The following is a 26,112-nucleotide window of genomic DNA, read 5'->3' on the forward strand; positions in this document are numbered from 1 at the left end:
GTTCAGTCCGCAAAGGCGCTCAGGGTCTGGATGCTGCCGTCGTCGTTGTGCGCAAGGGGCATCATTTTTACATTGCGCAGATGGGTCTGGCCGCCGGAGAGCTGGGTGTCGTGGTAGAAGAGATACCACTGGCCGTCGAATTCCGCGATGGAGTGATGGTTGGTCCAGCCCAGCACCGGTTCAAGGAGTATGCCGCGATAGGTGAAGGGGCCGTAGGGGCTGTCGCCGGTGGCGTAGGCGATATTGTGGGTGTCACCGGTGGAGTAGGAGAAGTAATAGGTATCGCCGTACTTGTGCAGCCAGGCGGCTTCGAAGAAACGCTTGTCGTTGTCGCCGGCGGGAATGGGGCTGCCGTCCTCGTATTGCAGCAGCACTTCCTTCGGCTGCTCGGCAAAGCTCAGCATATCATCGGAGAGCTTTGCCACCATCGGTGCAAGGGCGGGCTCGTCGTCGGCGGGGTAGCTGTCCTCCGCCACATATTCCCCCGTCTGCCAGCGCTGCAGCTGGCCGCCCCAGATGCCGCCGAAGTACAGGTAGTGCTCGCCGTTGTCCTCGAACACGGTCGGGTCGATGCTGTAGCTGCCGGGGATGGGTTTTTCCATCGGCTCGAAGGGGCCGGTGGGGGAATCGCTCACCGCCACGCCGATGCGGAAGATATCCTGCTTGTCCTTGGCGGGGAAATACAGGTAGTACTTGTCGCCTTTTCTGGCGGCGTCCGGGGCCCACATCTGGCGGCCGGCCCAGGGGACGTCGTCCACCGAGAGCGCCACGCCGTTGTCGGTCACCTCACCGCCCACCTTATCCATGGACAGGATATGGTAGTCGCGCATCGCGAAGTGCGCACCGGTGTCGTCCATGGGGATATCGGTTTCGATATCGTGGGAGGGATAAATGTAGAGCTTGTCGTCCCACACGTGGGCGGAGGGGTCGGCGGTGTAGATATGGGAAACCAGCGGCTCGGAGACGAATTTGCGCTCCTGGGCCATGCGCCGGTTTTCGGCTTCTTTCTGGATTACGTCGGGGACCTCGCCCTGGGTTGCCGCGTTGGCTTCCGGTTCCGAACCGTTGCAGCCGGATAGGGCGGCGGTCAGTGCCACGAGGGCGGGCAGGGCCCGTTTCTTCATCATCATTATTGGTTTCTCCATTTTTTTATTTGTTTCAGTGTGTCGGTTTTTGTTTCTGTTGTAGGGGGCCTGCCGGGAACGCCGAGCCCCAGCTCGGCTTGCGGGTCGCGAGGCCCGCCGCTGACTCGCCTCTGCCCTGTGGCTCGCCCTCCGGGCGGCAGGTTTTGCTTCTACAAAATCATCTTTCAACCATCAGTGTGGTGCTTTTCAGGTCCGCGGAATTGCCACCCACCATAATCTCAAATTCCCCCGGTTCGACAACCCTTTGCATGGTGCTGTTCCACAGGGACAGTGCTTCCGGGCCAAGGGTGAAACGAAGTTCACGTTTTTCACCCGGCTGTAGGGAAACACGCTGGAAGCCGCGCAGCTCTTTTACCGGCCGGGTCACCGAGGACACCCTGTCGCGGATATAGAGTTGTACCACTTCGTCGCCAGGGTACCCACCGGTATTTTCCACCGCCACCGAGACCTGTACCGAACCGTCTGTTTTGATCGCCGGCGCGGAGAGTTGCGGCTCGCCTATTTCGAAAGTCGTGTAGCTGAGGCCGTAGCCGAAGGGGAACAGCGGGGATTTGTCGTCGAACAGGTAGCCGCGCCGGGAGCTGGGTTTGTGGTTGTAGTAGAGGGGCAGCTGGCCCACGTTGCGCGGAAAGGTGACCGGCAGTTTGCCGCCGGGGTTGATATCGCCGAACAGCGCTTCGGCCACCGCGGTGCCGCCCTCCTGGCCCAGGTACCAGCCCTCGATCAGGCTGTTGGCGCGGGCGGCGATATTTTCCAGCGCCGGCGGGCGGCCGTTGATCAGCACTACCACCACCGGTTTGCCCAACTCGAACATGGCCTGGGCCAGTTCCTCCTGCTCGCCTACTAAGCGCAGGCTAGAGCGGTCTCCCAGGTGGTTGTCCGCCCAGGCCTCGCGGCTGGTCTGCTCGGTATCGCCGAGCACCAGTACAATGGCGTCGGCATCTTGCGCCACCTGTACCGCCTGTTGGATGCGCTCGCGGTTTTCCTGCGGGTCCACCTGGGTCACTTCGCTCGCCCACCAGTCGGAACTCTCGGTAATACGCGCGCCCTCGGAGTGCACGACATTCGCCGCATCGCCCAGCCTGGCTTGAATGCCGTCGAGAATGCTCACGGTGTGGCGCGGCTGGCCGGAGTAGCCGCCCAGGCGCACCGCCGCGGCATTGGGGCCGATCACCGCCAGGGTTTTCAGTGTGTTTTCATCCAAAGGCAGGGTGCCGTCGTTTTTCAGCAGCACCAGGGATTTGCGCGCGGCCTCCAGGGCCAGTTCGCGGGCTTCGGGCTCGCCGGCGAGGGTTTCGGCCCTGTCCGGATCGCCGTAGGGGTTTTCGAACAGGCCGGCGTTGAATTTCAGGGTCAGCATGCGCCGCACCGCGTCGTCCAGTTGCGCCTCCGGCACCCGGCCCTCGCGCACCGCCGCGGCGAGGGTGATGTAACCCTCGCCGTCTGGCAGGTCCGAATCCACGCCGGCACCCAGCGCCGCGGCGGCCGCGGACTCCATATCCGGCAGCAGGTGGTGCAGGTCGACCAGCTGGGGTATCGCCCCGTAGTCGCTCACCACAGCGCCCTTGAAACCCCACTCCCCGCGCAGCACATCTCCCAGCATCCATTTGTTGACGTGGCTGGGGACGCCGTCGATCTCGTTGTAGGAGGCCATCAGTGCGCCGATATTGGTGCGCTTGACCACCTGCTCGAAGGGCGGGAAGAAATACTCTCGCAGGGTGCGCTCGCCGAAGGGGGCGGCGCCCACATTGATGCCGCTCTCCGGCTGGCCGTGGCCGGTCATATGTTTGAGGGTGGCGAAAACCCTGTCCTCCGCCAGCGGCAGGGTTTCGCCCTGCAAGCCTTTCACCGCGGCCACGCCCATCTCGCCCACCAGGTAGGGGTCTTCGCCGAAGGTCTCCTCGATGCGCCCCCAGCGCGGATCGCGGGCGATATCCACTACCGGCGACAGCACCAGCGGTACGCCGCGGGCGCGCACCTCACCGGCAATCGCAGCGTTCACCCGTTGCACCAGTTGGGGGTCCCAACTGCTGGCCAGGGCGATGGCCTGGGGAAAACTGGTGGCGTCGTTGGCGGCCAGGCCGTGCAGCGCCTCCTCGTGGAACAGCACCGGGATGCCGAGGCGGGTTTCCTCCAGTGCGTATTTCTGCACCGCATTGACGAACTCCACGTGATCGCGCGGGTTGCGCCAGCGCGGGCCGTCGTCATTGTCGGGGGAGGGCGCGCCGCGGCGGTCGGAGGGGCGGGCGATATGGCCGATGCCGTGGGGGTGGGCGTCGCGGGCTTTGGCTGGGTCGAAATTGAGTTCGGCGTCGACGATATCCGCCTTGCCCTGCCACAGGGTGGTGACCTGGGCGACCTTTTCGTCCAGGGTCATGCGCGCCAGCAGATCCTCCACGCGTGCGGCCACCGGCGCGGACGGATCGCGGTACAGGGGCGCGGACGGTTCGGCGCCGGCGAGCTGAGGTCCGGAGTTCAGCTTGAGCGCAACGATGGCGGCAATACAGAGCCCGGCGCCGAGGCCGATGGCGAGCCGGCGCCTGGATGGATTCGCTGATTCCATGGCGGGCTTCCTCCTTTGTCTTTATTGTGTGTTATGGTATGGGGAAGATGATAGCGCTACCATAATAAATCCATGCGCCGTCTTGTCAAAAGAATTCCAATAAAAAATCGAGGTGAGAGTAATGCGCGTTGCAGCCCTCTGGTGCCGGTTGATTTTGCCCTTGCTGATACTGTCCTCACCCTTTTCCCGGGCCGAGGACGGCTACGACCTGTGGCTGCGCTACCAGGAGCTTCCTGCGGAATGGCGCTCGGCCTACGCGAAATCCCTGCGCTCGCTGGTGGCGCCGCAAAATCCTTCGCCTACCCTGGCCGCCGCGCGGGATGAGCTGTCGCGCGGCCTGCGGGGGCTGCTGGGGGAAGAGGTTCGCCTGAATGAAAAGGCCGGTGGGGGCGCACTGCTGATCGGCACGCCGGCGTCGTCGCCGCTGATTGCCCGGCTTGATCTGCCGCTCGGCGACCTGGGGAACGAGGGCTATGTGATCCGCAGCGTCGAGATCGGCGGCCGCCCCGCCACCGCCATCGCCGCCAACAGCGATATCGGTGTGCTCTACGGCACTTTTCACTTCCTGCGCCTGTTGCAGACCCTCCAGCCGCTGGCGGACCTGGCTATCGAGAGCCGGCCGAGTGTTCAGCTGCGCGTGCTCAACCACTGGGACAACCTGGACGGCAGCGTCGAGCGCGGCTACGCCGGCCAGTCCCTGTGGGACTGGTGGAAGCTGCCGGACTACCGCGACCCCCGCTATACCGACTACGCCCGCGCCAACGCCTCCCTCGGCATCAATGGCACGGTGCTCAACAACGTCAACACCAATGCAAACAGCCTGACCCAGGGCTATATCGCCAAGACCGCGGCCCTCGCGGAGGTGTTTCGCCCCTACGGTATTCGCGTCTACCTCTCCGCGCGCTTCAGTGCCCCGGTGGAGATCGGCGGCCTGGAAACCGCCGATCCCCGGGATCCCGCGGTGCGCAACTGGTGGAAAGCCAAGGTTGACGAAATCTACGAGGCCATCCCCGATTTCGGCGGATTCCTGGTGAAGGCCAATTCCGAGGGCCAGCCGGGACCCCAGGACTACGGCCGCAGCCACGCCGAGGGCGCCAATATGCTCGCCGAGGCTCTGCGTCCCCACGGCGGCGCGGTGATGTGGCGGGCCTTTGTCTATTCCGATGTCAATCCCGAGGACAGGGCCAAGCAGGCCTACAGCGAGTTCCAGCCGCTGGACGGGCAGTTCGCCGACAATGTGCTGCTGCAGGTGAAGAACGGGCCCATCGACTTCCAGCCCCGGGAGCCCTTCCACCCGCTGTTCGGCGCCATGCCGTCGACCCCGCTGATGATGGAGTTCCAGATCACCAAGGAGTACCTGGGTTTTGCCACCCACCTGGTCTATCTGGGGCCGCTGTACGAAGAGGTGCTGGACGCGGATACCTGTGCTGGGAGCGCCGAGCTCCAGATCGGCAAGCGGGCCGAAGGCCCGCCGATCGCGGCCAACGGCCGCTCCTACAATAATGAAGAATCACCCTGCGGAAACGGCGCCACCGTCGCCCGGGTAATCGACGGCAGCCTGCACAACTATTCGCGCACCGGCATCGCCGGCGTCGCCAATATCGGCAGGGACCGCAACTGGAGCGGCTCCATTTTCAACCAGGCCAACTGGTATGTCTTCGGCCGCCTGGCCTGGAACCCGGACCTCGGCGCCCGCGAAATCGCCGAAGAGTGGTTGAAGATGACCTTTACCGCGGATAAGCAATTTGTCGACGCCGCGGCGGAAATGATGATGCGCTCGCGGGAAGCCGCAGTGGATTACATGACGCCCCTCGGGCTTGCGCACCTGATGGGCACCGATCATCACTACGGCCCCGCTCCCTGGGTTTCCGAACTCCCCCAGCCGGAGTGGAACCCGGTCTACTACCACCGCGCGGACAAAAACGGTATCGGCTTCGATCGCACCGCCGAGGGCAGCGACGCCGTCGCCCAGTATGCACCGCCCGTCGCCGAGCGCTTCGGCAGCCGGGCAAAAGTCCCGGAGGAATACCTGCTCTGGTTTCACCACCTGCCCTGGGATTACCCCACCAGTTCCGGCCGCATCCTGTGGGAGGAACTGGTTCACCGCTACGACCGCGGCGTGGCGGAAGTGGAGGCGATGCAGGCCACCTGGGCGGAACTGAAGCCCTTTGTGGACCCCGAGCGCTTTGCCGAGACCGACAGTTTCCTGCGCATCCAACAGCGCGAGGCGCGCTGGTGGCGGGACGCCAGTATCGCCTACTTCCGCGAGGTGTCCGGCCGCAAATTACCGGCGGGGGTGCGCCCCCCGGAGCACTCGCTGGAGTACTACCGGTCCATCGCTTTTCCACAGTCGCTGGGCCATCCGGGTCGGTGACTGTTATAGGGGGCTGGCGCCGAAATGGTTGGGGATACCGGCAGTCGAGGGCGGGTTCGGTTGTGGGCCGGGGAGTGCGCTGCTAGGCTGAAATCGTCCCAGACCTGAATGGCACTAAGATAAGTCGCTTCTCCTTGTAGGATGGGCAAAGGAGCGCAGCGACGTGCCCATCTTCCGGGGCTTTGATGGGCACGCTGCGCTTTGCCCATCCTACGAAAATTGCCCTGCCGACCCTTAACTTAGCGCCATTGGCCCCGGACCTCGAATCCATGGCACCGGGACCCACTTGTTCCACGCCGTCAGGAGACAGGGACATGCTCCACGCCCCCACCGCCGTTTTCCGTTTTTCACTGCCCCTGCTCGCGGTTCTCGCTCTTTCCTCGTGGGACAGCAGAGCTGCCGATAAGACCGTCGGGGAACCTCAACTGTCCGCGGCACAGGCCAGGGTGGTGGAGGAGCAGATCGCCGGGTTCAAGTCCGCCGAGGGGCGCCAACTGGCCTCGAAGTGGAGCAACGCGAAGAAGGTGGCCGAGATCATGTGCCAGCCGCTGGCCCTGGAGACACTGAGGAATCGGGTCCCGGGAACGGACCGGGTCTTCCTCGGCACCGAGGATCAGGGCACCCTGACGCTGTCCAGCAACCGGCTGTTGTCGGGCCGAGGCGAGTTGCGCCTCGGAAACGACTGGAGGGAATTCCTCTTCGATTGCCATCTCGATCCCGATACGGGCAAGGCCACCGCCTTCCGGGTCACTTTCGAGGACGTATCCGGATCGCCGGACGAGACGCCCGCGGACGCCGGCGAGTAGCCTCCGCGGCGCTGTATATGCTCAACGAGAAAATCGACAATTTTATTGGCTAGGTCAGTTTAATCTTGATCATTCAAACGTATGACCGACGTTTCGCAATGCCAAGCTTGGCTGGTGAATCGGAAGGGTGACCGTTTCAGTAAATTTTGAGCGCTAACATTCCCTTCTTCCCATCCCTGGTAGCTATCCTTTGAGGGTCAAACTTCCCGCCCCACGCAAAGTTGTACGTCCAAGATTGTGATACAGCGCAAATAAGGACGATGAAGACAAAGTCTCTGCCAGAGAATGCTTCTGGGTCAACGATATCCAAAAGACCCTATTTTAATAATAACAAAATGACCGTTCAGGAAGTGTCGGTATTGCCGTCTGCGTAAAGTGGGGCCGTCGGTTACGGCGGCGGTAATCATCAACGGCAACCCGACAGCACAGAGCAAAATGAAATCCGGGAGAGAGGAGATGAAATAACTTGACATCGCCGGTCGAACGACGTATTTCTAACGTATGGTAGCGTTACCATAAAATTGATAATTGAATAATAATCAATCAAGCACCGCCGGCCCTGGGTCCATGGATGTATAGCCGTGGAGGTTGGCAGCGGCGGTGCGATGAGAGGAGCCCCATGTACAAATATAAAAGAAACAAGCTGTCCGAAGTCATCATCACCGTGATGGCATCCGCCATCGGTTCCCACCAGGCCCTGGCCCAGGAGCAGAGCGCGCTCGAAGAGGTTACCGTCACCGGTATCCGCGCCTCCCTGGAGCGCTCAATGGATATCAAACGCGAATCCTCCGGTGTGGTGGATGCGATTTCCGCCGAGGATATCGGCAAATTCCCCGATACCAACCTGGCCGAGTCGCTGCAGCGGATTACCGGGGTTTCCATCAACCGGGTGAACGGTGAGGGGTCCGAAGTGACCGTGCGCGGCTTCGGTCCGGAAAACAACATGGTCACCCTGAACGGCCGCACCATGCCCACTGGTACCAGCTACGGCGGCGGCAGTGGCTCCGACGGTACTACCCGCTCCGGCGGCAGCCGCGCATTCAACTTTGCCAACCTGGCCTCGGAAAATATCAGCGGGGTAGAGGTCTACAAGACCAGCAAGGCGGACATCGCCACCGGCGGCATTGGTTCAACGATCAACATCAAGACCATGCGGCCGCTGGACAATCCGGGCTTCACAGCCACCATCGGCGCCAAGGCGGTGCACGATACCACCAATCGCTACAACGACGATGTGACGCCGGAACTCTCCGGAATCGTCAGCTGGACCAATGAGGAGGAGACCTGGGGAGCGGCGCTGGCCATCAGCCAGCAGAAGCGCGACTCCGGCTACTCCGGCGTTACCGTCAACAACTGGAATATCGGTGTCTGGGGACAGGACGATCTCTACAGCCAGGGCGGGGTGCCCGACGCGGATAAAGCCGAGATTGTAAATGCGCCGGCGGAGGGGCAACTCTACGCGCGTCCCAACGACTTCCGCTACGCTTTCTCCGATACCCAGCGGGAGCGTCTCAATGGTCAGCTGACGCTGCAGTTCAAGCCCACCGACAAGATGACTGCCACGTTGGACTACACCTACGCCGACAACGATATCGAAGAGCATCGTGGCGAGATCACTAACTGGATCCAGAATGGCTCCAACGTGTCCCGGATCGTGTTCGACGATTCCGAAATCGCAACGCCGATCAGTATCTCGGAAAACTATACCGGTACCGTGGATATCGGCTACGAGCAGCAATACCGCTCCCAGAGCGATACCCTGGACTCCCTGGGCTTTAATTTCGAATTCGAGGTCAACGACAGCCTCACCCTGGCCTTCGACGTGCACGACTCCACCATGAAGAGCCTGCCCACAGGCCCGGACAAGAGCGGTGAGGTGGCCATCGGCCTCGGCTCACCGACCGTGGGATCAAAGACCCTGGACTTTTCCGGCAGTACGCCCACCTACAGCTTCGATACCAGCGTTCCCAATAATGCCCTGACTGCGGACAATATAGGTTCGTCGATCTTGCGCGTGCGCGGTTCCGGTTCCACCAACGACGTCACCCAGTTCAAGTTCGACGGCAAGTGGGAGTTCGACAATGGCCGCTTTGATTTCGGCGTCGAGTCCCGCTCCATCGAAATGGATGCCTATCAGACCTCCGGCGTCAACCAGACACTGGGTAACTGGGGTATCGCCAACCCGGGAGAATTCCCGGCCGATATGTTCCGGGTCATTGACGTCCAGGATGAATTTGAAGACTTCAACGTAAATGGCAGCCCTGCAGTCGGCTTCCGCGGCGACGCGGTGGAACTGACCCGGTACGCCAATACCCTCTATCCGGGTACCTGCCTGTGCGTCGCCGATACCAACTCCTCCCATGATATCCTGGAAGAGGAAACCACGGCCGCTTACTTCCAGGTGGCTCTGTCTACGGAGTTGGGAGCCTTCCCGGCGAACTTCCTCGCTGGTGCCCGCTATGAGACTACCGACGTAAGTTCGCAGTCGCTGGTCAACCCGATTCCCTATCTCGTTTGGGAAAACAACAATGACTTCTCTTCGGGGCCGGCGGGTGCAACTGTGGAATGGTCGGAGAAGAACAGCTACGACAATCTGCTGCCGAGCCTGGATTTCAGTCTCGAGTTCACTGAAGATGTCGTCGGCCGTTTCTCCTACAGCAAGACTATCGCACGTGCCGGCTATGGTGACCTGAGAGTGGCGCCGGGTGGCTTCGGCACCGACGGTTCCACCTTTAATGGTGCTACACCGACAGCGACCTCATCCAACCCGTCCCTGCTCCCGCTGGAATCCGACAATCTGGATCTATCCCTGGAGTGGTATTACGGCGACTCAAGTTTTGCTTCCGTCGGCTTCTTCGAGAAGCGCGTGGACAACTTTATCGGCATTGGCCAGGAGGAAGAGACCTTTGGCATCCTGGACCAGACCAATGGCCCTCGTGTGCAGGCGGCTGCAGCGGCGCTGGATGATCTGGGTCTCGCCACCGACGACACCAACCTCTATGCCATGGTCGTGCTGATGGAGCACCCGGAAGCGATTACGGACAACCCGGATATCTTCCCCAACGGCGTCTTCGAAGGCACCAACGAGCAGCTGCTGCTACTCGGTGAAACCGACGGCTGGGACGTTACTCCCGAAGAGGGCGACCCGGAAATGGTGTTCACCACCAGCAAGCCGATCAACAACAGGCAAGCCAAGATCTACGGTGCCGAATTTGCCGTGCAGCACTTCTTCGGCGAGACTGGTTTCGGCGTGCAGGCCAACTACACCATCGTGCGCGGTGACGTGGGCTTTGATAATCTCGGCCTGCCGACTGAAAACCAATTCGCGCTTACCGGTTTGAGTGACACTGCCAACCTGGTTCTGCTCTACGAAAACTACGGCATTCAGGCGCGTCTGGCCTACAACTGGCGCGATAAATTCCTGACCGCCGTTAACCAGGGCAGCTCCAGGAACCCGAGATACATAGATGAGTTCTCACAGATTGACTTGAATGTCAGCTACGAGGTCAATGATCAGTTGTCGGTGGCTTTTGAAGGTATCAACGTCACCGGTGAGGATATCAAGCAGTACAACCGCAACGAACGCATGGTCAGGTTTATGGATGATCTAGGCGCCCGTTATCAAGTGGGTGCCCACTATAAGTTCTGATCGTCATGTACTTTTGAGTTAGTCTGATATGCTTATAAAGCCGCTGGTTTCAGCGGCTTTTTTTCTATTTAAAAAGGCGATACAGGTGTAGTATGGTTGTATTAAACAGCGGTGAAAGCTGCAAGAAACCTTTGGTATAACAATAAAAGACGGTTCTATGGCTAATTATGTGCTTCTGAACAATGTGCAACATCAAAACCTGAAGGTGGTCGACCGCTACTCCAGCGAGCTGGGAGATGGAAAGGCGGCGGTAATGACCTTTCCCACCGAGTTCTCCGACGTGCAGCGGGAATACCCCATACTGTTGAGTCGAGATCCACAAACCGGTGACTACCAAGCTGTTGCTTTACTGGGTATTCAAAAAGACGAGAATCTTTTTCTCTGTGATACAGGCAATGGTTGGAGTGCCTCCTATATCCCCGCTGTTGTGACGAGGGGGCCGTTTATCGTCGGTCTACAGGAGCAGGAGGATGAGGCGGAAGGTGCGCCGATGATCTATGTGGATCTGGGCAGCCCAAAGGTGAGTGAAACCGAGGGTGAGCCGCTGTTCCGGCAGTTTGGAGGAAACAGTCCCTATCTTGAGTATATTTCAGAAGTCCTGCGCACCATTCACCAGGGAGCGGAGGTTGGCAAGGCCATGTTCCACGCTTTCGACCAGCTTGAGCTGATCGAACCGATAACCATCAATATTGATCTGAAAAATGGCGACAAACACCAACTGAGCGGCTATTACACAATCAGTGAGGAAAAGCTGGCAAACCTGAGCGGCGACTCTTTGAGGTCGCTGAACCTGTCGGGTTATTTACAGGGGGCTTTCCTGATCCTGGCTTCCCTGTCAAATATCAAAAAGCTGATTGATATGAAGAACGCGCGCTTATAATGTGGGAAGAGCGGCAGTTGTCAGTAGTGAGTTTTCAGCATGACCGGGATAACAAAGCAGACTAAAACGATTCAAAATTGCGCGCCGGGTGAAATTCCGGAAGAAATACTTTGTTCTGCTGAACCTGTCGTTATCAAAGGATTGGTGAAAGACTGGAAACTGGTTGGAGAAGCCGGGAAATCTTCATATGCTGCGGTGGAATACCTGAAGTCGTACTATAACGGGAAGCCAGCGCTGATCAACGTTGGTCACCCAGGAATTGATGGCAGGTATTTTTATAATGATGACCTGAAATCCCTGAACTATGACACCGTCAAAGCGCAAATCGATGAAGCCCTTTCCTTGATCCTCAAGGCCGAAAAAGATCCGGGGCGGCCCTCTTATTATATTTCCTCGACATCCATTGACAGTCACTTCCCCGGGCTCCGGGAAGAGAACGATCTGGAGATACCCAGAAAAGAGAGACCATATCCGGTATCTCCTCCCCAGATGAAAATATGGATCGGGACCCGCTCTATCGCCACCTGTCACTATGACGCCCTGGACAATATCGCCTGCTGCATCGCTGGGCGCAGACGTTTTACCCTGTTTCCCCCCAGCCAGATAAAGAACCTGTATTTTGGACCCCTGGACCTGACACCAGGCGGCCAGGCCATCAGCATTGTGGATTTCGATAACCCGGACTTTGAAAAGTATCCCCGCTTTCGCGATGCCCTGGCGGTGGGGCAGGTGGCCGATCTCGAGCCGGGCGATGCGGTCTATATCCCCAGTATGTGGATGCACCATGTGGAGAGTTTCAGCTCTTTTAACGTGCTGGTGAACTACTGGTGGGATGACGCTCCCATGTACACCGGCTCCGGTATGAATGCGCTGTACCACGGGATTCTAAGCCTGCGCGACAAGCCCGAGCACGAAAAAGAGGGTTGGAAGCAGTTGTTTGACTACTATGTTTTCGGCCCGTCCGAGCTGGCGGGAGAGCACCTCCCCGAGCATGCGCGAGGGGTGCTGGGAGAATTGGATGAAATCAAATCCAGACAGTTGCGGGCAATGCTGCTGCAAAAACTGAATAGATAAAGGCTTCTGGCTGTTACCACTCGGACGAGAAATGAATACAAAGACAGATAATAAATTGCAGGGCAGGATATCCAGAGTGGTGATAGCCGGGGGTGGCACCGCAGGCTGGATAGCCGCAGCAGCCCTATCGAAAAAGCTGGGCGAATTGCTGGATATCACGCTGGTTGAGTCCGAGCAGATTGGCACTGTAGGCGTGGGGGAAGCCACCATTCCGCCCCTGAGAACCTTCCACCGACTGCTGGGCATCGACGAACAGGATTTCATGCGGGCCACCCAGGCCACCGCCAAACTGGGTATCGCTTTTGAAAACTGGGGCCGGCAAGGCGATCGTTATATCCACTCGTTCGGGAGAATCGGAACCAGCGCCTGGCTGTGCGACTTTCACCACTTCTGGCTGCGTGGCCGGGAAATGGGTTTTGATGCCGAACTGGGAGACTTCTGTTTCGAGTTGCAGGCGGCGGAAGCGGGAAAGTTCGCAACTTCGCCCAAGTCGGAGATCAATTTTGCCTATCATCTGAATGCGGGACGCTACGCGAAATTCCTGCGTCGCTTCAGCGAGGGCCTCGGGGTCAGACGCGTCGAGGGAAAAATCCGCGAGGTCAGACAAAACGCCGACTCTGGTTTTATCGAATCGCTGTTGCTGGAGGACGGCCAGGTAGTCGAAGGAGACCTGTTTATCGACTGCACCGGTTTTCGCGGCTTGTTGATCGAGCAGACCCTGAAAACCGGCTACGAGGACTGGTCCCATTGGTTGCCCTGTGACAGCGCCGTGCCGGTACAGACAGAAGCGAAGGGGCCGGCGCTGCCCTACACCCGTTCCATCGCCCGCGAGTCCGGATGGCAATGGCGCATACCGTTGCAACAGCGGGTGGGTAACGGGCTGGTCTATTGCAGCCGCTATCAGTCCGATGACGAGGCGACAGCGCAGTTGCTGGAAAACATCGACGGCGAGGCGATCACCGAGCCTCGGGTGATCCGATTCAAAACCGGAAGGCGCCGCAAGGTCTGGAATAAAAACTGTGTAGCTTTGGGCCTGGCCAGCGGTTTTTTGGAGCCGCTGGAGTCCACCAGCATCCACCTGATTGTCACCGGGGCAACGCGGCTGATGCAGCTGTTTCCTTTCGACGGCATAACCCGCTCACTGGTCGATGAGTACAACGAACTCTCCCGGGATGAACTGGAGAAAATCCGCGATTTTATCGTGCTCCACTACCATGTGACCCAGCGGGAGGACAGCCCCTTCTGGCACTATTGCAAAAACATGCAAATCCCCGAATCCCTGGACCATCGCATTCGCCTGTTCCAGGAGAGAGCTCATGCCTTTCAGGCGGACAGCGAACTGTTCCGCGTGGACTCTTGGGTCCAGGTGATGCTCGGACAAGGCCTGATGCCAGAAAGCTACCACCCGCTTCCCCGGCTGATGGCCGAGGGGGAAATGCGCCGGCTGCAGAGCGGCATCAGCTCGGCCATTGCCAGGGCGGTATCTTCTCTGCCCGACCACCAGGACTTTATCGACCGCTATTGCAAGGCGGACGGCCGCGAGGAACTCTAGAAACTATTCCATAGACATAGCGGGTCGGGGTGGTCGCGGGACCGTTGCGCTCAGAGTGCCATTGCGCAGGAATCGATCACATTGCGGGTGGGCGGCAGCGACGTGCAGAGCTGGACACTGACCACCGGTATGCAGGACTACACCGCCACACAGCGCTGAGCGGCGATGTCCTGGTGGCCTTTACCAATGACAACGGCGACCGCGACGTGCAGGTCGACTATGTGGAGGTCAATGGTCAGGCCCGCCAGGCCGAGGACCAGAGCGAGAATACCGGTGCCTGGGACGGCTCCTGCGGTGGGGGTTTGTTCAGCGAGTGGCTGCACTGCAACGGCCATATAAACTTTGGCCCCGTCTCCGGCGTTTCGAGCGGTATGTAAAGCTGGGGCAATTGGCGACTGCGCTTTATTGTTGCGGCTGAATCAGTTATACAGGGCTGATATAAGACCTGCAGGCCAGTGACACAGTGAAACAGAAGCAGACCCGCCGCCAACGCAACAACCACCGCAACAACAAGATGCCCACTATCAGCGACGTCGCTCGCCGCGCCGGGGTATCGCCGATGACGGTGTCCAGGGTGATCAATGGCGAGAGCAATGTGCGGGCCAGCACTCGCGAGGTCGTGAACGCCGCTATCGACGAACTCGGGTACACGCCCAACCGGGCGGCGCGCAGCCTGGCGGGTGCGAACCAGATCAATATCGGCCTGCTCTACAGCAACCCCAGTGCCGCCTATCTCAGCGAGTTCCTGGTGGGCGGCCTGGAACAGGCCAGCCGCCACAATGTCCAGTTAAGTGTTGAAAAATGCGACGTGGAACTGGACGCGGAAGAGGTGGCCTATCGGCTGGTATCTCGCGGTGTGGAGGGCATACTGCTGCCGCCCCCGTTGTCCGACTCGCCGCAGGTACTGGACGCGCTGGAGTCCAGCGACACGCCGGCGGTGGCGATCGCCAGCGGTGAGTTGCAGAAGAAGAATGTCTCGGCGGTGAGCATCGATGATTACCGGGCCGCCCACGCCATGACCCGGCACTTGATTTCCCTGGGCCACCAGCGGATTGGCTTTATTGTCGGTGACACCAATCAGGTGGCCAGTGAGCGGCGCCTCAGTGGCTATCGGGATGCCCTGCATGAAGCGGGACTGCCGGCTCCCAAGGAACTGGTCGCCCAGGGCCTGTTCACCTACCGCTCCGGCCTGGACGCCGCCGAGCAATTGCTCGGGCTCGAGACCATCCCCACGGCCATTTTCGCCAGCAATGACGATATGGCCGCCGCCACCGTTGCCGTGGCCCATCGCTGCGGGCTGGACGTGCCCGGCGACCTCTCTGTGTGCGGCTTCGACGACACCGCCCTGGCCACTACCATCTGGCCGGAGCTCACCACTATCCACCAGCCGATTATCGAAATGTCCCGCGCCGCGGTGGACCTGCTGATCAAGAAGATACGCGCCCGACGCGCCGGCGCCGAGAATGAGTGCCGCCACCTGTTGCTGGATTTCACCCTGGTGCGCCGGCAATCGGACGCCCCGCCCCGGCGGCGGCCGCCGATTACCGTGGTGAAAACCTCCGGGGAAAAACAGACCTCCAAAAGTTGAGGATGCGGGGCAAACTCAGGTTTCCATAAAGCCGCCGCCGTTGGGATGGATCACCTGCCCCGTGAGATAGGACCCATCCTCGCTGGCCAGGAATACAAAGCAGGTGGCCACCTCGCATGGCTGTCCGGCGCGCCCCATCGGCGTGTCGCCACCGAAGTCCTCGACTTCACTGGGTGAGAAAGTAGCCGGAATCAGCGGTGTCCAGATAGGGCCCGGTGCAACGCCGTTGACCCTGATTCCCCTGCCGGCGAGGGATTTGGCCAGTGAGCGGGTGAAGCTGGTGATCGCACCCTTGGTGCTGGAGTAGTCGATCAGGTGATCGCTGCCGCGATAGGCGGTTACCGAGGTGGTATTCAGGATAACCCCGTCATCCGGCAGTTGTTCCAGCGCCGCCTTGGTGAAATAGAAAAAATTAAAGAGATTTGTAGCGTAGGTGTCCTGTAGCTGCTGCGCGGATATTCCTCTGATATCCTCGGTCGGATGTTGTTGCGCCGCATTATTGACCAGTATGTCCAGTCGGCCGAACTTATCGGTGGTGCGCTTTACGCTGTCGCGGCAGAAATCCTCGTCGCGGATATCGCCGGCAAGCAGCAGACATTCCTGTCCCTCCTGCTCCACCAGTTGCCTGGTCTCTTTCGCATCCTCATCTTCATTCAGGTAAACGATGGCGATATCCGCTCCCTCACGCGCGAAGTGCACCGCCGTTGCGCGGCCTATACCGCTGTCGCCACCGGTAATCAGGGCCACTTTGCCCTATAGCTTGTCACTGCCGCGGTAGTTGTCGCGGATAAACACCGGGCGCGGTTTCATGACGCTTTCCCGGCCGGGCTGTTTTTCCTGGCTTTGCGGTGGTCTCTGTCGCTGCTGTTTGTGGAAATCCCCGGACATGCGCCCTCCTGTTCGCGTAATGGCAATGCCGGATCAGCTGGAATCGAGGAAAGCAGGGGTTCCCCCGTTTCCGGGGGAACCTGGCACTGCTTAGTGGCGGCGCGAAGCCCCTTCGGAGATGCCGTACTGCTGGTAAATATTTCTGCGGAACTTGGGATCTGCCATGTCCGGCCAATGGTCCTTATCAAAGCCTTCAGCTTTTTTCAGCTGCTCTTTGTCTACATTGAGGATAAAACACTCATCTGCGGTATCCACCCGCATGGCTTCCGGGGGTATGGCAAACAGGTCATCACCCATACCCATGATGCCGCCAAAAGACAGAACATAATAGGCGACGTTGTGGGTTTCCGTGTCGATCATGATCTCTTTGATTTTTCCAAGGTCTTCGCCCTGGCGGTTCTTTACCTGGTCTCCCTCAAGAGAGGAAGCCGAGAGCAGTGTATGATTAGCCATGATGAAATTTCCGTAAATTAGGTTAACTGGGAAAGTTTTGGGGTGCTTGTAATGCATTCTCCCGCAATCAGTTTAGAGGGGATGGCCGATTTAGCCTTTCTTTGGAATCAGTTTTCCGCCATTTCCTTCTGTCATTTGGAAAATATCGAGACAAGAAAAGAACGACAGGCAAAACCCAAATCGAAAAATAGATTAAATGAGTCAGTGGACATCTTGCAGGGTTCCACCCGGAAGGTCTTTTTCTCGAAACTGAACATTCTCCGCATCTTTCGGAATCTTGACTATCTGGTGGAATCTGGACGCGCGCTCTTCCACTTCGTAGTCATACTAATAAGGCGGGAGGGAGGGATACCCTCTGCCGGGGCCGTATGAGGCAGGGATGCCGATTACGAGCGTACAGGGATGTATTTAAGGGGGGCGCCCAGCCCGTGTCCCGGGAGAGGGGTATCCTTTCCTTCCGACCCGGTAGTAAGTGCCACATTGCGCAAGTCTGTTTTGTTGTCAATATCATCATAGATGTTTCTGTCTTCCGATATGATGTTTCCTTGACAAATCGTTAAAAGATTTATAGGCCATTGCGAATAGTAGAGGAGTCATTTATCGGCATCACCCATCTCCGCTTACACTGTAGCGGGATACATTTGAGGGGGCAGGACCCCCGATCGAATGAGGTAGACAACGCCGCCAATAGCGGTCTCGAGGTGCTGTGGGTACCGGGCACATGCTGTCTTTAGCGCCGGACTGGCCGAAATGTATGCTCCGCCGGGATTCAGGTACTCCCGGGACTGCCCGGTTGGCGTGTCGTTTCCCTCATGCGGGAGGGGTAGCCCAACAGACGCCGGTGGCTGTTTCCGCCGGGTGATACCGGTTTCGTTCCTTCCAGGCGGACAGCCTGATACAAATTGGTTATCCTAGGCGGTTGGATGCCGTTGCCTGTGGACAGGCGCTTGGCAGCAATAATAAGGATACGTATTGATGACCAATTCCATATTGCGACCACTGAAAATTGCCGTGGTCTTTCTATTGAGCTTTTGCTGGTATCTCCCTTCCCATGCCGCCGAGCAGGCGGAACTTTCCGTGCACGAATACGGCGCACTACCCAATATCAGCATGATGAGCATTTCGCCGAGTGGCGATATGATCGCCTTCCGCAATACGGACGGTGAGCGCGATCTTGTCGTCGTTATCTCATTGAAAGAAAAAAAGCGCCTGGCGGCACTGGACGTCAGCGAGATCACCCCGCACCAACTGTATTTTGCCACTGAGGATGAATTGATTCTGGTGGTTTCCGAGGTGCGCCACTTATTCGGCTACCGCGATGAGCTGGATTTGAGCACCGCCTACGCCTACAACCTGCGCCGGAATGAACTGCGTCAGTTGCTTACGCCTGGCGATGTGATCTACCCGGGCCAGAGTGGGATGGGGCGCATCGTCGGCCTGTCCCCGGACCGAAAATACGTGTATATGCCCGCCTATGTGCCGGAAGACAGGCACGACCGGAATCCCGATATGGACCTGCTGCGGGTGGAGCTGGATTCTCCACGACGGCCAAAGGTGCATTTCAAGGGCAAGAACAGCTCCCTGGATTTCTTCGTGGACAGGCAGGGGGAGGTCATCGCTCACGAGATTTTCAGCAACCGCAAGAACAGGCACAGATTGCTGGCCAGGCAGGGCGACAAGTGGAAGGAAATCTACAGCCGGGACACGGAGGTGCCGGAAATTTCCATCGTGGGGATTTCCCCGGACAGGGAGTCCCTGGTGATACTGGGCAGCAACGCAGATACCGGCCGCGACGACTACTTCACCCTGTCGCTGGTGGATGGCAAAATCCACAATGCCGGCTTCGGACGCCCGGATGCGGATATCGAGCAGGTCATCACCGGCCTCGACCGGGTCGTGTGGGGCGTGCGCTATTCCGGCTTCTCGCCCAGCTACAAGTTCTTCGACACGAAACTGGATCGGCGCATGGCGGAAATCCAGGCGATTTTCCCCGAGCAATCCGTGTGGCTGCGTGACTGGAGCAACGGCTGGGAAGACCTGATCGTCTATGTGGAGGGGTCCAGCTTTTCCGGCAACTATTACAAATTCAGCAGGGATGCGGAGCCAGCGCAACTGGCTGCGGCGCGCCCGCAGATCGCCGAGGCGAATATCCACCCCATCGGCAAGGTCACCTTCCGCGCCCGCGACGGCCTGCAGATCCCCACCCTGCTGACCATTCCGCGGGACAAGCTGGGCAACATGAAAAACCTGCCCGCGGTGATGATGCCCCACGGCGGCCCGGGGGCTTACGACCATATCGGTTTCGACTGGATGGCACAGGCGCTGGCGAACCGCGGCTACCTGGTGATACAGCCGCAGTTCCGCGGTTCCCGTGGCTTCGGCCAGGCGCACTACAAGGCGGGCCAGGGCGAGTGGGGGCGCAAGATGCAGGATGACGTCACCGACGCGGTGCATTTCCTCGCGGAAAAGGGCATCGTCGACCCCGCGCGGGTTTGCATCGCCGGCGCCAGTTACGGCGGCTACGCGGCCCTGGCCGGCGGCGCCTTCACACCGGAACTCTACCGTTGCGTGGTCTCCATCAACGGCGTGGCTGACCTGCGCGATATGCTCAAATACGAAGAGCGCGAGCACGGCAGCGACCACTGGGCGGTGGCCTTCTGGGAAAATGCCATCGCCAAGGGCGAAACCTCCAAAGAGAACCTGAATGACATGTCGCCGGCGCAACACGCGGAAAACTTTCGCGCACCGGTGCTGTTGATCCACGGCGAATACGACAAGACGGTGGCCATCAAACAGTCGAAAACCATGTACAAAAAGCTCAAGCGCGCGAAGAAGCCGGTAGAGTTCATCAAACTGGACGACGAAAACCACCACCTGTTGCAAGGGGAGACTCGCCTGAAGGCAATGGAGGCCATGGTGGCGTTTGTGGATGAGCACCTTCAGCAATAGCCTGCACCAAGTGGCGTGCGGCTGTCTGGCTGCCGCTGGAGCGTTCCGGGGCTACTTTAGGATGTCGGGCACCGCGACGCCGCCAGCGGGAGCGGTGGTGCCCCCGCTTCTAGGAAACGGGGGAATTGGCCAGTATCCTTTGCCCCAGCTCCACAAATAGCGCCAGATCTTTCCTGGAGATCCCGCGGCTCAATAGCGCCGGGGCGTGTTCCTCCAACGCGGCCAGTCTGCGGAAACCAGCTCCGTCCTATTACGATCGCGCTGGCATTACCGCTAAAGGCCTGCTGGCCGTGGGCAGCTGATTGTCAAAAGCTAAAAGTCGCTGAGCGACTATTGGTCGGCATCGCCCTCCGCGTACATGCCCACGACCGCACCCACAAACCCGCCGGCCATTGCGGAGGTCAGGACTTTCGAGTCGGCATTATCGACTACCAGCGAATATTTCTTTCCATCCAGGCTGTAGGCAAAGTCCAGCTCGGCCTTGTCCACGTCCATGCGCAGGTGAATCGGGACACCGGGTTCAAGCGGAACCTTGGTTTCGGCAATGGTCTCGCCTCTGGCTGCATCATCCTTGCCCGCCTTTTTACGGACTCGAAGCACAGTATCACCGGATGCGTTCCTGCCCAGGCCGAAAGCGTAGAAATAGTCGTCGCTTTGCAGTGCAAGCAGCCCGGCCTCCTCTCCCTCGTTTCGGGGGGTGAAGCGCATTTCAGTTCCAAATGAGGCCTTCATATGTGCGAGCCGGCGGCCGACGAATGAGGGTTGCTTGCGATCGCCGATGCGGTCTTCCCTCGCCTTCAAATCCAGGGTACCGGACCCTGTGCTCCACCACTGGGAGTGCGGCGTGCGAATGAAGAGCCAGTGTGGGCCAAGAGCATTTTCAGTGAACTCTTCGCGCACGGAAAAGTTTCCGGTCATTGCGCGCGCGGCGGGCTTGTCTTGCGGCAGCTTGGGCTTCTTCACCGCATAGGGCAGTGCGCGGCCTTTTTCCAGGATAACCGGCCAGCCCTCTTCCCAGCTTACCGGCAACATGAATGTCTCCCGGCCCGTATGGAAATTGCCCGGGTCCTGAGGCGGTGTAGCCAGGTCGTAGACCCGGGTACCCAGGAACACGGCCCACCAGTCCCCATTTGTGTCCTCGAACATATCGGCATGGCCGGTGGCAGTGACCGGGTGCTCCCGGTCATCGGGCAGGCCGTACTGGGTCAGTACCGGATTATCGGGATTGGCGACATAGGGTCCAAAAATATTTTCGGATTTGAACAGCAGCTGCTGGTGATAATACCCGGTGCCGCCGCCCGGAGCGGACAGGTAGTAGGTACCGTTCACCTTGTAGATGTGCGGCCCTTCCAGGTAATCCGTATTCCACTGGGGCACTTCGCCACCGTCCACCAGCTGCACGTCCTCGGACAGCGGCTCAAAGGTGCGCGGGTCCACCTCCACGACCCGAATGTCGGTGTGGGCGGGGTAGCGCTTGTTCTCCGGCTCACCGTGGTGCACCACATAGGTTTTGCCGTCGTCATCGAAAAAGATGGAGGGGTCTATGCCACCCATGTACGGCATCCAGATGGGATCCGACCAGGGGCCCGCCGGATCATTCGCCGTGACGACAAAGTTGCCACCACAGCCGACACAGGTATTGATCACATAGAAGGTGCCGTCGCGATGCTCGATCGCCGGCGCATAGACCCCGGTATTAGTCAGCGGAAGTCCGTCAAACGAAACCTGCTCCGGCCTGTGCAGGGCATTGCCGATCTGGGTCCAGTTGACGAGGTCGCGGCTGTGGAACACGGGAATGCCGGGAAAGAAACCGAAAGTCGAATTGACCAGGTAATAGTCCTCGCCCACGCGAACGACACTCGGGTCCGGGTGATAGCCCGCCAGAATCGGGTTGCGATACTCGTCGTCCGCCAGGGGCGTCTTGAACACCTCGTCGTCCCCGGTATATTCAAACCACGAAAAGCTGGCCGAGCCATCGGCGCCCGCCTGGGACATCTGGTTATTTTCCTTCGCACAGGACATGAGTAGCGCCATACAGGCGGCGCCAATCAAAAGTTTTTCTTTCATTCGGTTTCTCTCGGAAGTTTGCATATCGAGAACGCGGCAGGGCTGCTGCGTGGTTAGTTTGTCTGGTCAAGACTCTGCCGGACCTGCAGGCCGCTCTCGCAGCCCGCTCACAGTTCCCGTACCCAGATATTGCGGAAACTCACAAAATCGTTGTGGTCCTGCAGGACGATAGGTGCGCAGTCGTGAACTTCGTATTCGGGTTCGCCTATCCACACGGTTTTACCCAGTATCTCCATATGATTCTGCACCAGCACGCCATTGTGTAGAACCGTGATAGTCGCCGGATCGATCAGCTTCTTGTGTTCAAATCGAGGTGCTTTGAAAATGATGTCGTAAGTCTGCCATTCCCCCGGCGGTCGCGTGGCATTCACCAGGGGAATGTGCTGCTTGTAAATTGAAGCGGCCTGACCGTTGGAATAGGTCGGGTTTTCATGGGAATCCAGAATCTGCACCTCATAACGTTCCTGGAGGAATACGCCGCTATTATTACGCTGCTGACCCTTGCGATCACCGAACTGGGTGGGAGTGCGCCATTCGAGGTGTAATTGCACATCACAGAATGCGCGCTTGGTGCGGATATCACCCTTTCCTGGCACTACGGTCAGGACTCCTTCCTTCAGGGCCCATTCGGCGTTTCCGCCTTGCGCGGATTCCCACTGCGACAAATCGTTACCGTCGAACAATACGACGGCGTCCGAGGGCGGAGCGTTCGATGGCGCTTTCACGGCCTTGGGAACCGGTTCCCATACTTCTGACTTTTCGGCGAGTTGCCAGGGTTCCAGTGCTTTGTCTGTTGACTCCGCATCGCAGGATACGGCGAAAACACACGGGATGGCCATGGCAAAGGCCGTTGATCTGAAGCGTCGGAGGGGATTGTTTATCATTTGATTGTATTTCCTGATCAGGTAGCCCAAGCTCGATCCCCCTCCGTATAAGGGATACAGCCATCAAAATGGCCCGGTATTGCGGCATAACGAAGCACTTCGGTGGCGCCGGGCTTTGAAGTAAAGAATCCGAACAGGGTGAGCTGCTTCATCATGGTGAAGTAGTGCGGAGTGGTCTGCCCCGCATTATGCAGCCTGGCTTCACGGTCCAGTTGCGAGATCAGGCTGTGCCGGTTTTCCGGGCTCAAGTCCATAAAAGCGGTGTCGTAGGATTCCAGGCTGGCGGCCTGCAGTTGCGTTATACCGCGGTGAAAAACGACCTGCTCTTCCGGGGTATAACAGTCGTTCACCATAACTGTCATAAACTGCCCCACCTGCGCATCCTTCGCACCGGGTGTATCTGTTCGTGGAATAATGGTTTCGGCAACCTCATCCAGAAGCGCCACATGGGTAGCGTCAAAGCGGTATTCTTCCGCAGGCTCCCTGCGTGTACAACCTGCCAGCAGTCCACTTCCACCGACAAAGGCCGCGCCTGTGGCAGCGGCAATCATTTTTAACAGTTCGCGTCTGTTCATGGCTAAAGGTTACCTTTTTTCAGTTCTTCCACTGCGTAGTTGGCTGCCCGGGCGGTGAGTGCCATGTAGGTCAACGACGGGTTTACACAGGATGCGGAAGTCATACAGGCGCCGTCGGTAACGAACACGTTCGGCGCATCCCAGACCTGATTGTGACCGTTGAGTACGGAGGTCTTGGGATCGCGTCCCATGCGCGCGGTTCCCATCTCGTGAATGCCCTTGCCCGGGGCATATTCGCCGGAAAATCCGCGTACATCCTTTGCGCCCCCGGCTTCCAGTATGTCCACGGCGTCCTGCATCATGTCCTTGCGCATGGCGATTTCGTTCTCCCGGATCTCCACATCCATCGCGAGTACCGGCAATCCCCACTTGTCTTTGACGTCGTGATTCAGGTAAATCCGGTTGTCGTGGTAGGGCAGCATCTCGCCGAAGCCGCCCATGCCGATTCCCCAATTACCCGGCTCGCTCAGAGCATCCTTGAGATCGGCGCCAATGCTCAGCTCCGCTACGTCTCTCCTCCAGCCCTGTCGACTGGCACCGCCCTGGTAGCCGAAGCCGCGCAGATAATCGCGTTGGTCACCGTTCCAGTTGCGGAATCGCGGTACATAGATACCGGTCGGGCGGCGGCCGAAGTAATACTTGTCCCGGTAACCCTCCACTTCGCCGCGGGCTCCCACATTGAGATGGTGGTCCATCACATTGTGACCCAGCTCGCCGCTGCTGCTGCCCAGGCCATCGGGCCAGATATCGGTGGCGGAGTTCATCAGCACCCAGGTGGAGTTGAAGCTGGAGGCGTTCAGGAAAACGATTTTGCTGGTGAATTCGTAAGTCTGGTTGGTTTCCGCATCGATAATTTCGACGCCGCTGGCGCGCTTCTTGTCTTTGTCATATAGCAGGCGGGTCACGATGGAATAGGGGCGGAGGGTAAGGTTGCCGGTCTTCATGGCCGCCGGCAGGGTGGAGGATTGGGTACTGAAATAGCCGCCGAAGGGGCAACCCAGCCAGCACTTGGCCCGGGCCTGACAGTTTACCCGGCCCTGTTCCGCTTTGGGCTGAGTGATATTTGCGGTGCGCCCCATAATCATATGACGATCGCCCTTGAAGGCCTTTCGGATTCGGGCGGCGACATCCTTTTCCACACAGTTCATTTCGAATGCGGGCTGGTACTGGCCGTCCGGCAGGACATCCAGGCCGTCGCGGTTGCCACTGATACCGGCAAAGCGTTCGACATAGTCGTACCAGGGTGCCAGGTCATCGTAGCGAATGGGCCAGTCGACGGCGATGCCCTCGCGCAGATTGGCTTCAAAATCCAGACGGTTCCAGCGATAGCTCTGGCGCCCCCACAGCAGTGACCGGCCACCGACATGGTAACCGCGAAACCAGTCGAAGCGTTTGTCTTCCACATAGGGAGAATCTTTGTGGCTGGCCCACATGCCGGAGGTGGATTCGTTCAGCGTATATTCGCGCTTCAGTACCGGTTCCTCCTCCTTCATTTTCTGGGTTGGTGTGTCCCGGTGCGGGTAGTCCCAGGCTTCCTTGTGCGCATTTTTATAATCTTTTATGTGTTCTATATTGCGTCCGCGTTCAAGCAGCAGGACTTTGAGCCCTTTCTCGGTAAGCTCTTTGGCAGCCCATCCACCGCTGATGCCAGAGCCAACCACGATAGCGTCGTAATGATTATTATTCGCCATGGTCATACCTCTTGTGCCGTATTATTTATGTTGTAAATTGAATGTCTGGATTTCGGGGCGCCTTTATTAATCAGACATCGCAGATTTGTATTGCTGATTTCAATGATTCGATATTACCCTCGATATTCCCTCTGGTAGGGATAAATTCCTGGGCAATGTAGCCGTCAAAGCCGGTTTCCTTGATCGCGCGGGCAATGGCCGGATAGTAGAGTTCCTGTGTGTCATCTATTTCATTGCGTCCTGGAACACCGGCTGTGTGGTAATGACCGAAGTATTGATGATGATCGCGAATGGTCCGGATAATATCCCCTTCACTGATTTGCATATGGTAAATGTCGTAGAGAAGTTTGAAATTGGGAGAGTCCAGTCGTTTACACAATTCTATTCCCCAAGCGGAGTTGTCACACAGGTAGTCAGGGTGGTCGACTTTGCTGTTGAACAGTTCCATTTGCACGATTACGCCGCGCTTTTCCGCTTGGGAAAGAATTTTCTTGAGGCCTTCGGTAGCATTTTTCAGCCCTGTTTCCGGGTCCATCCCACGGGCGTTGCCGCTGAAGCAGATCAGGTTCCGGTAGCCGGCATCTGCCACCAGGTCGATATGCTTGCGATAGTTGTCAATCAGCTGAGTGTGAAATCGGCTATCACCCCAACCATCCTCCAGGCTGATTTCCGCACCATTACACATGGAGGAGTCAACCCCCTCGCGTTTGAGCAGGGCCCAATCCTTCGGGCCCACCAGATCAATGGCGGCAAAGCCCAGGTCCTTGATCACCATGCATAGCCTCTCAAGGGAGAGCTCGCCATAGGTCCAGCGGCTGACGGAGTGATTGATGTTGCCTTTCAGCTTAAAGGGCTCTGGAATTTTTGGACTGCCCTGGGTGTTCGCACTCAGCGCGCTCATCGCGGTAGCCCCCAGCGTGCCTGCGGCAAGGTTGCGGAGCATGGTGCGTCGGTTCGGGTTGAAAGTCATTTTT

At 58.7% G+C, this 26,112-nt stretch carries 19 protein-coding genes; 9 read left to right on the plus strand and 10 right to left on the minus strand.

All coding sequences use genetic code 11. From position 1 onward, the window contains the following. Positions 1–2: 2 nt before the first annotated feature. Positions 3–986, minus strand: a complete 984-nt coding sequence (locus PP263_RS19760; RefSeq protein WP_308368642.1) for a glycoside hydrolase family 43 protein — start codon at positions 984–986, stop codon at positions 3–5. A gap of 316 nt (positions 987–1,302) precedes the next feature. Next, complete coding sequence (locus PP263_RS19765) at positions 1,303–3,708, minus strand: glycoside hydrolase family 3 N-terminal domain-containing protein (RefSeq protein WP_308365727.1); 2,406 nt, start codon at positions 3,706–3,708, stop codon at positions 1,303–1,305. Positions 3,709–3,829: 121 nt separating this feature from the next. Between PP263_RS19765 and PP263_RS19770 the strand changes: the two genes are divergently transcribed. The 8 genes from PP263_RS19770 (at position 3,830) to PP263_RS19805 (ending at position 15,631) form a co-directional block, all read left to right on the plus strand. After that, the gene (locus tag PP263_RS19770; protein ID WP_308365728.1) at positions 3,830–6,082 is read left to right on the plus strand and encodes an alpha-glucuronidase family glycosyl hydrolase; all 2,253 of its coding nucleotides are present in this window, start codon (positions 3,830–3,832) and stop codon (positions 6,080–6,082) included. 314 nt (positions 6,083–6,396) lie between these two features. Further along, complete coding sequence (locus tag PP263_RS19775) at positions 6,397–6,888, plus strand: hypothetical protein (protein WP_308365729.1); 492 nt, start codon at positions 6,397–6,399, stop codon at positions 6,886–6,888. Between the two features lie 619 nt (positions 6,889–7,507). Beyond that, positions 7,508–10,537: a TonB-dependent receptor gene (locus PP263_RS19780; RefSeq protein ID WP_308365730.1), complete on the plus strand. Its 3,030-nt coding sequence runs from the start codon at positions 7,508–7,510 to the stop codon at positions 10,535–10,537. Between the two features lie 157 nt (positions 10,538–10,694). Further along, positions 10,695–11,417, plus strand: coding sequence for a SapC family protein (locus tag PP263_RS19785; protein WP_308365731.1), 723 nt, complete (start codon positions 10,695–10,697; stop codon positions 11,415–11,417). A gap of 39 nt (positions 11,418–11,456) precedes the next feature. Continuing rightward, entirely contained in the window at positions 11,457–12,491 is a 1,035-nt protein-coding gene (locus PP263_RS19790; RefSeq protein ID WP_308365733.1) for a cupin-like domain-containing protein, read from the plus strand. Between the two features lie 31 nt (positions 12,492–12,522). Further along, positions 12,523–14,043 carry a tryptophan 7-halogenase gene (locus tag PP263_RS19795; protein ID WP_308375591.1) on the plus strand — a complete coding sequence of 507 codons (1,521 nt, stop codon included), beginning with the start codon at positions 12,523–12,525 and terminating at the stop codon, positions 14,041–14,043. A 173-nt stretch (positions 14,044–14,216) separates the two neighbouring features. Further along, on the plus strand, positions 14,217–14,420 hold the full coding sequence (locus tag PP263_RS19800; RefSeq protein ID WP_308365734.1) for a hypothetical protein: 204 nt from the start codon (positions 14,217–14,219) through the stop codon (positions 14,418–14,420). An 86-nt stretch (positions 14,421–14,506) separates the two neighbouring features. Continuing rightward, a complete protein-coding gene (locus PP263_RS19805) occupies positions 14,507–15,631 on the plus strand; it encodes a LacI family DNA-binding transcriptional regulator (protein WP_308365736.1) in 1,125 nt (374 codons plus the stop codon). 15 nt (positions 15,632–15,646) lie between these two features. Here PP263_RS19805 and PP263_RS19810 read toward each other — a convergent pair whose 3' ends face one another. From PP263_RS19810 to PP263_RS19820, 3 genes are all read right to left on the minus strand, one after another. Next, positions 15,647–16,378 (minus strand): SDR family oxidoreductase, encoded by a 732-nt coding sequence (locus tag PP263_RS19810; protein WP_308365738.1) that lies wholly within the window; start codon positions 16,376–16,378, stop codon positions 15,647–15,649. Between the two features lie 6 nt (positions 16,379–16,384). Beyond that, positions 16,385–16,519: a hypothetical protein gene (locus PP263_RS19815; RefSeq protein ID WP_308365739.1), complete on the minus strand. Its 135-nt coding sequence runs from the start codon at positions 16,517–16,519 to the stop codon at positions 16,385–16,387. Between the two features lie 90 nt (positions 16,520–16,609). Next, positions 16,610–16,972 carry a PRC-barrel domain-containing protein gene (locus PP263_RS19820; protein WP_308365740.1) on the minus strand — a complete coding sequence of 121 codons (363 nt, stop codon included), beginning with the start codon at positions 16,970–16,972 and terminating at the stop codon, positions 16,610–16,612. Positions 16,973–17,947: 975 nt separating this feature from the next. Between PP263_RS19820 and PP263_RS19825 the strand changes: the two genes are divergently transcribed. Next, a complete protein-coding gene (locus PP263_RS19825; RefSeq protein WP_308365741.1) occupies positions 17,948–19,921 on the plus strand; it encodes a prolyl oligopeptidase family serine peptidase in 1,974 nt (657 codons plus the stop codon). A gap of 330 nt (positions 19,922–20,251) precedes the next feature. Here the strand turns inward: PP263_RS19825 and PP263_RS19830 are convergent, their stop codons facing one another. The 5 genes from PP263_RS19830 to PP263_RS19850 all read right to left on the minus strand — a co-directional run bounded on the left by PP263_RS19830 (position 20,252) and on the right by PP263_RS19850 (position 26,108). Continuing rightward, complete coding sequence (locus tag PP263_RS19830; RefSeq protein ID WP_308365742.1) at positions 20,252–21,988, minus strand: glycoside hydrolase family 43 protein; 1,737 nt, start codon at positions 21,986–21,988, stop codon at positions 20,252–20,254. A 107-nt stretch (positions 21,989–22,095) separates the two neighbouring features. Further along, positions 22,096–22,902 (minus strand): DUF1080 domain-containing protein, encoded by an 807-nt coding sequence (locus PP263_RS19835; protein ID WP_308365743.1) that lies wholly within the window; start codon positions 22,900–22,902, stop codon positions 22,096–22,098. Next, a complete protein-coding gene (locus tag PP263_RS19840) occupies positions 22,890–23,447 on the minus strand; it encodes a gluconate 2-dehydrogenase subunit 3 family protein (protein ID WP_308365744.1) in 558 nt (185 codons plus the stop codon). The genes PP263_RS19835 and PP263_RS19840 overlap by 13 nt, the downstream gene beginning before the upstream one ends. 2 nt (positions 23,448–23,449) lie before the next feature. Continuing rightward, on the minus strand, positions 23,450–25,138 hold the full coding sequence (locus tag PP263_RS19845) for a GMC family oxidoreductase (RefSeq protein WP_308365745.1): 1,689 nt from the start codon (positions 25,136–25,138) through the stop codon (positions 23,450–23,452). A 70-nt stretch (positions 25,139–25,208) separates the two neighbouring features. Beyond that, positions 25,209–26,108: a TIM barrel protein gene (locus PP263_RS19850; RefSeq protein ID WP_308365747.1), complete on the minus strand. Its 900-nt coding sequence runs from the start codon at positions 26,106–26,108 to the stop codon at positions 25,209–25,211. Positions 26,109–26,112 lie beyond the last annotated feature (4 nt).

Source organism: Microbulbifer sp. TB1203, from assembly GCF_030997045.1.
Classification (GTDB): Bacteria; Pseudomonadota; Gammaproteobacteria; order Pseudomonadales; family Cellvibrionaceae; genus Microbulbifer.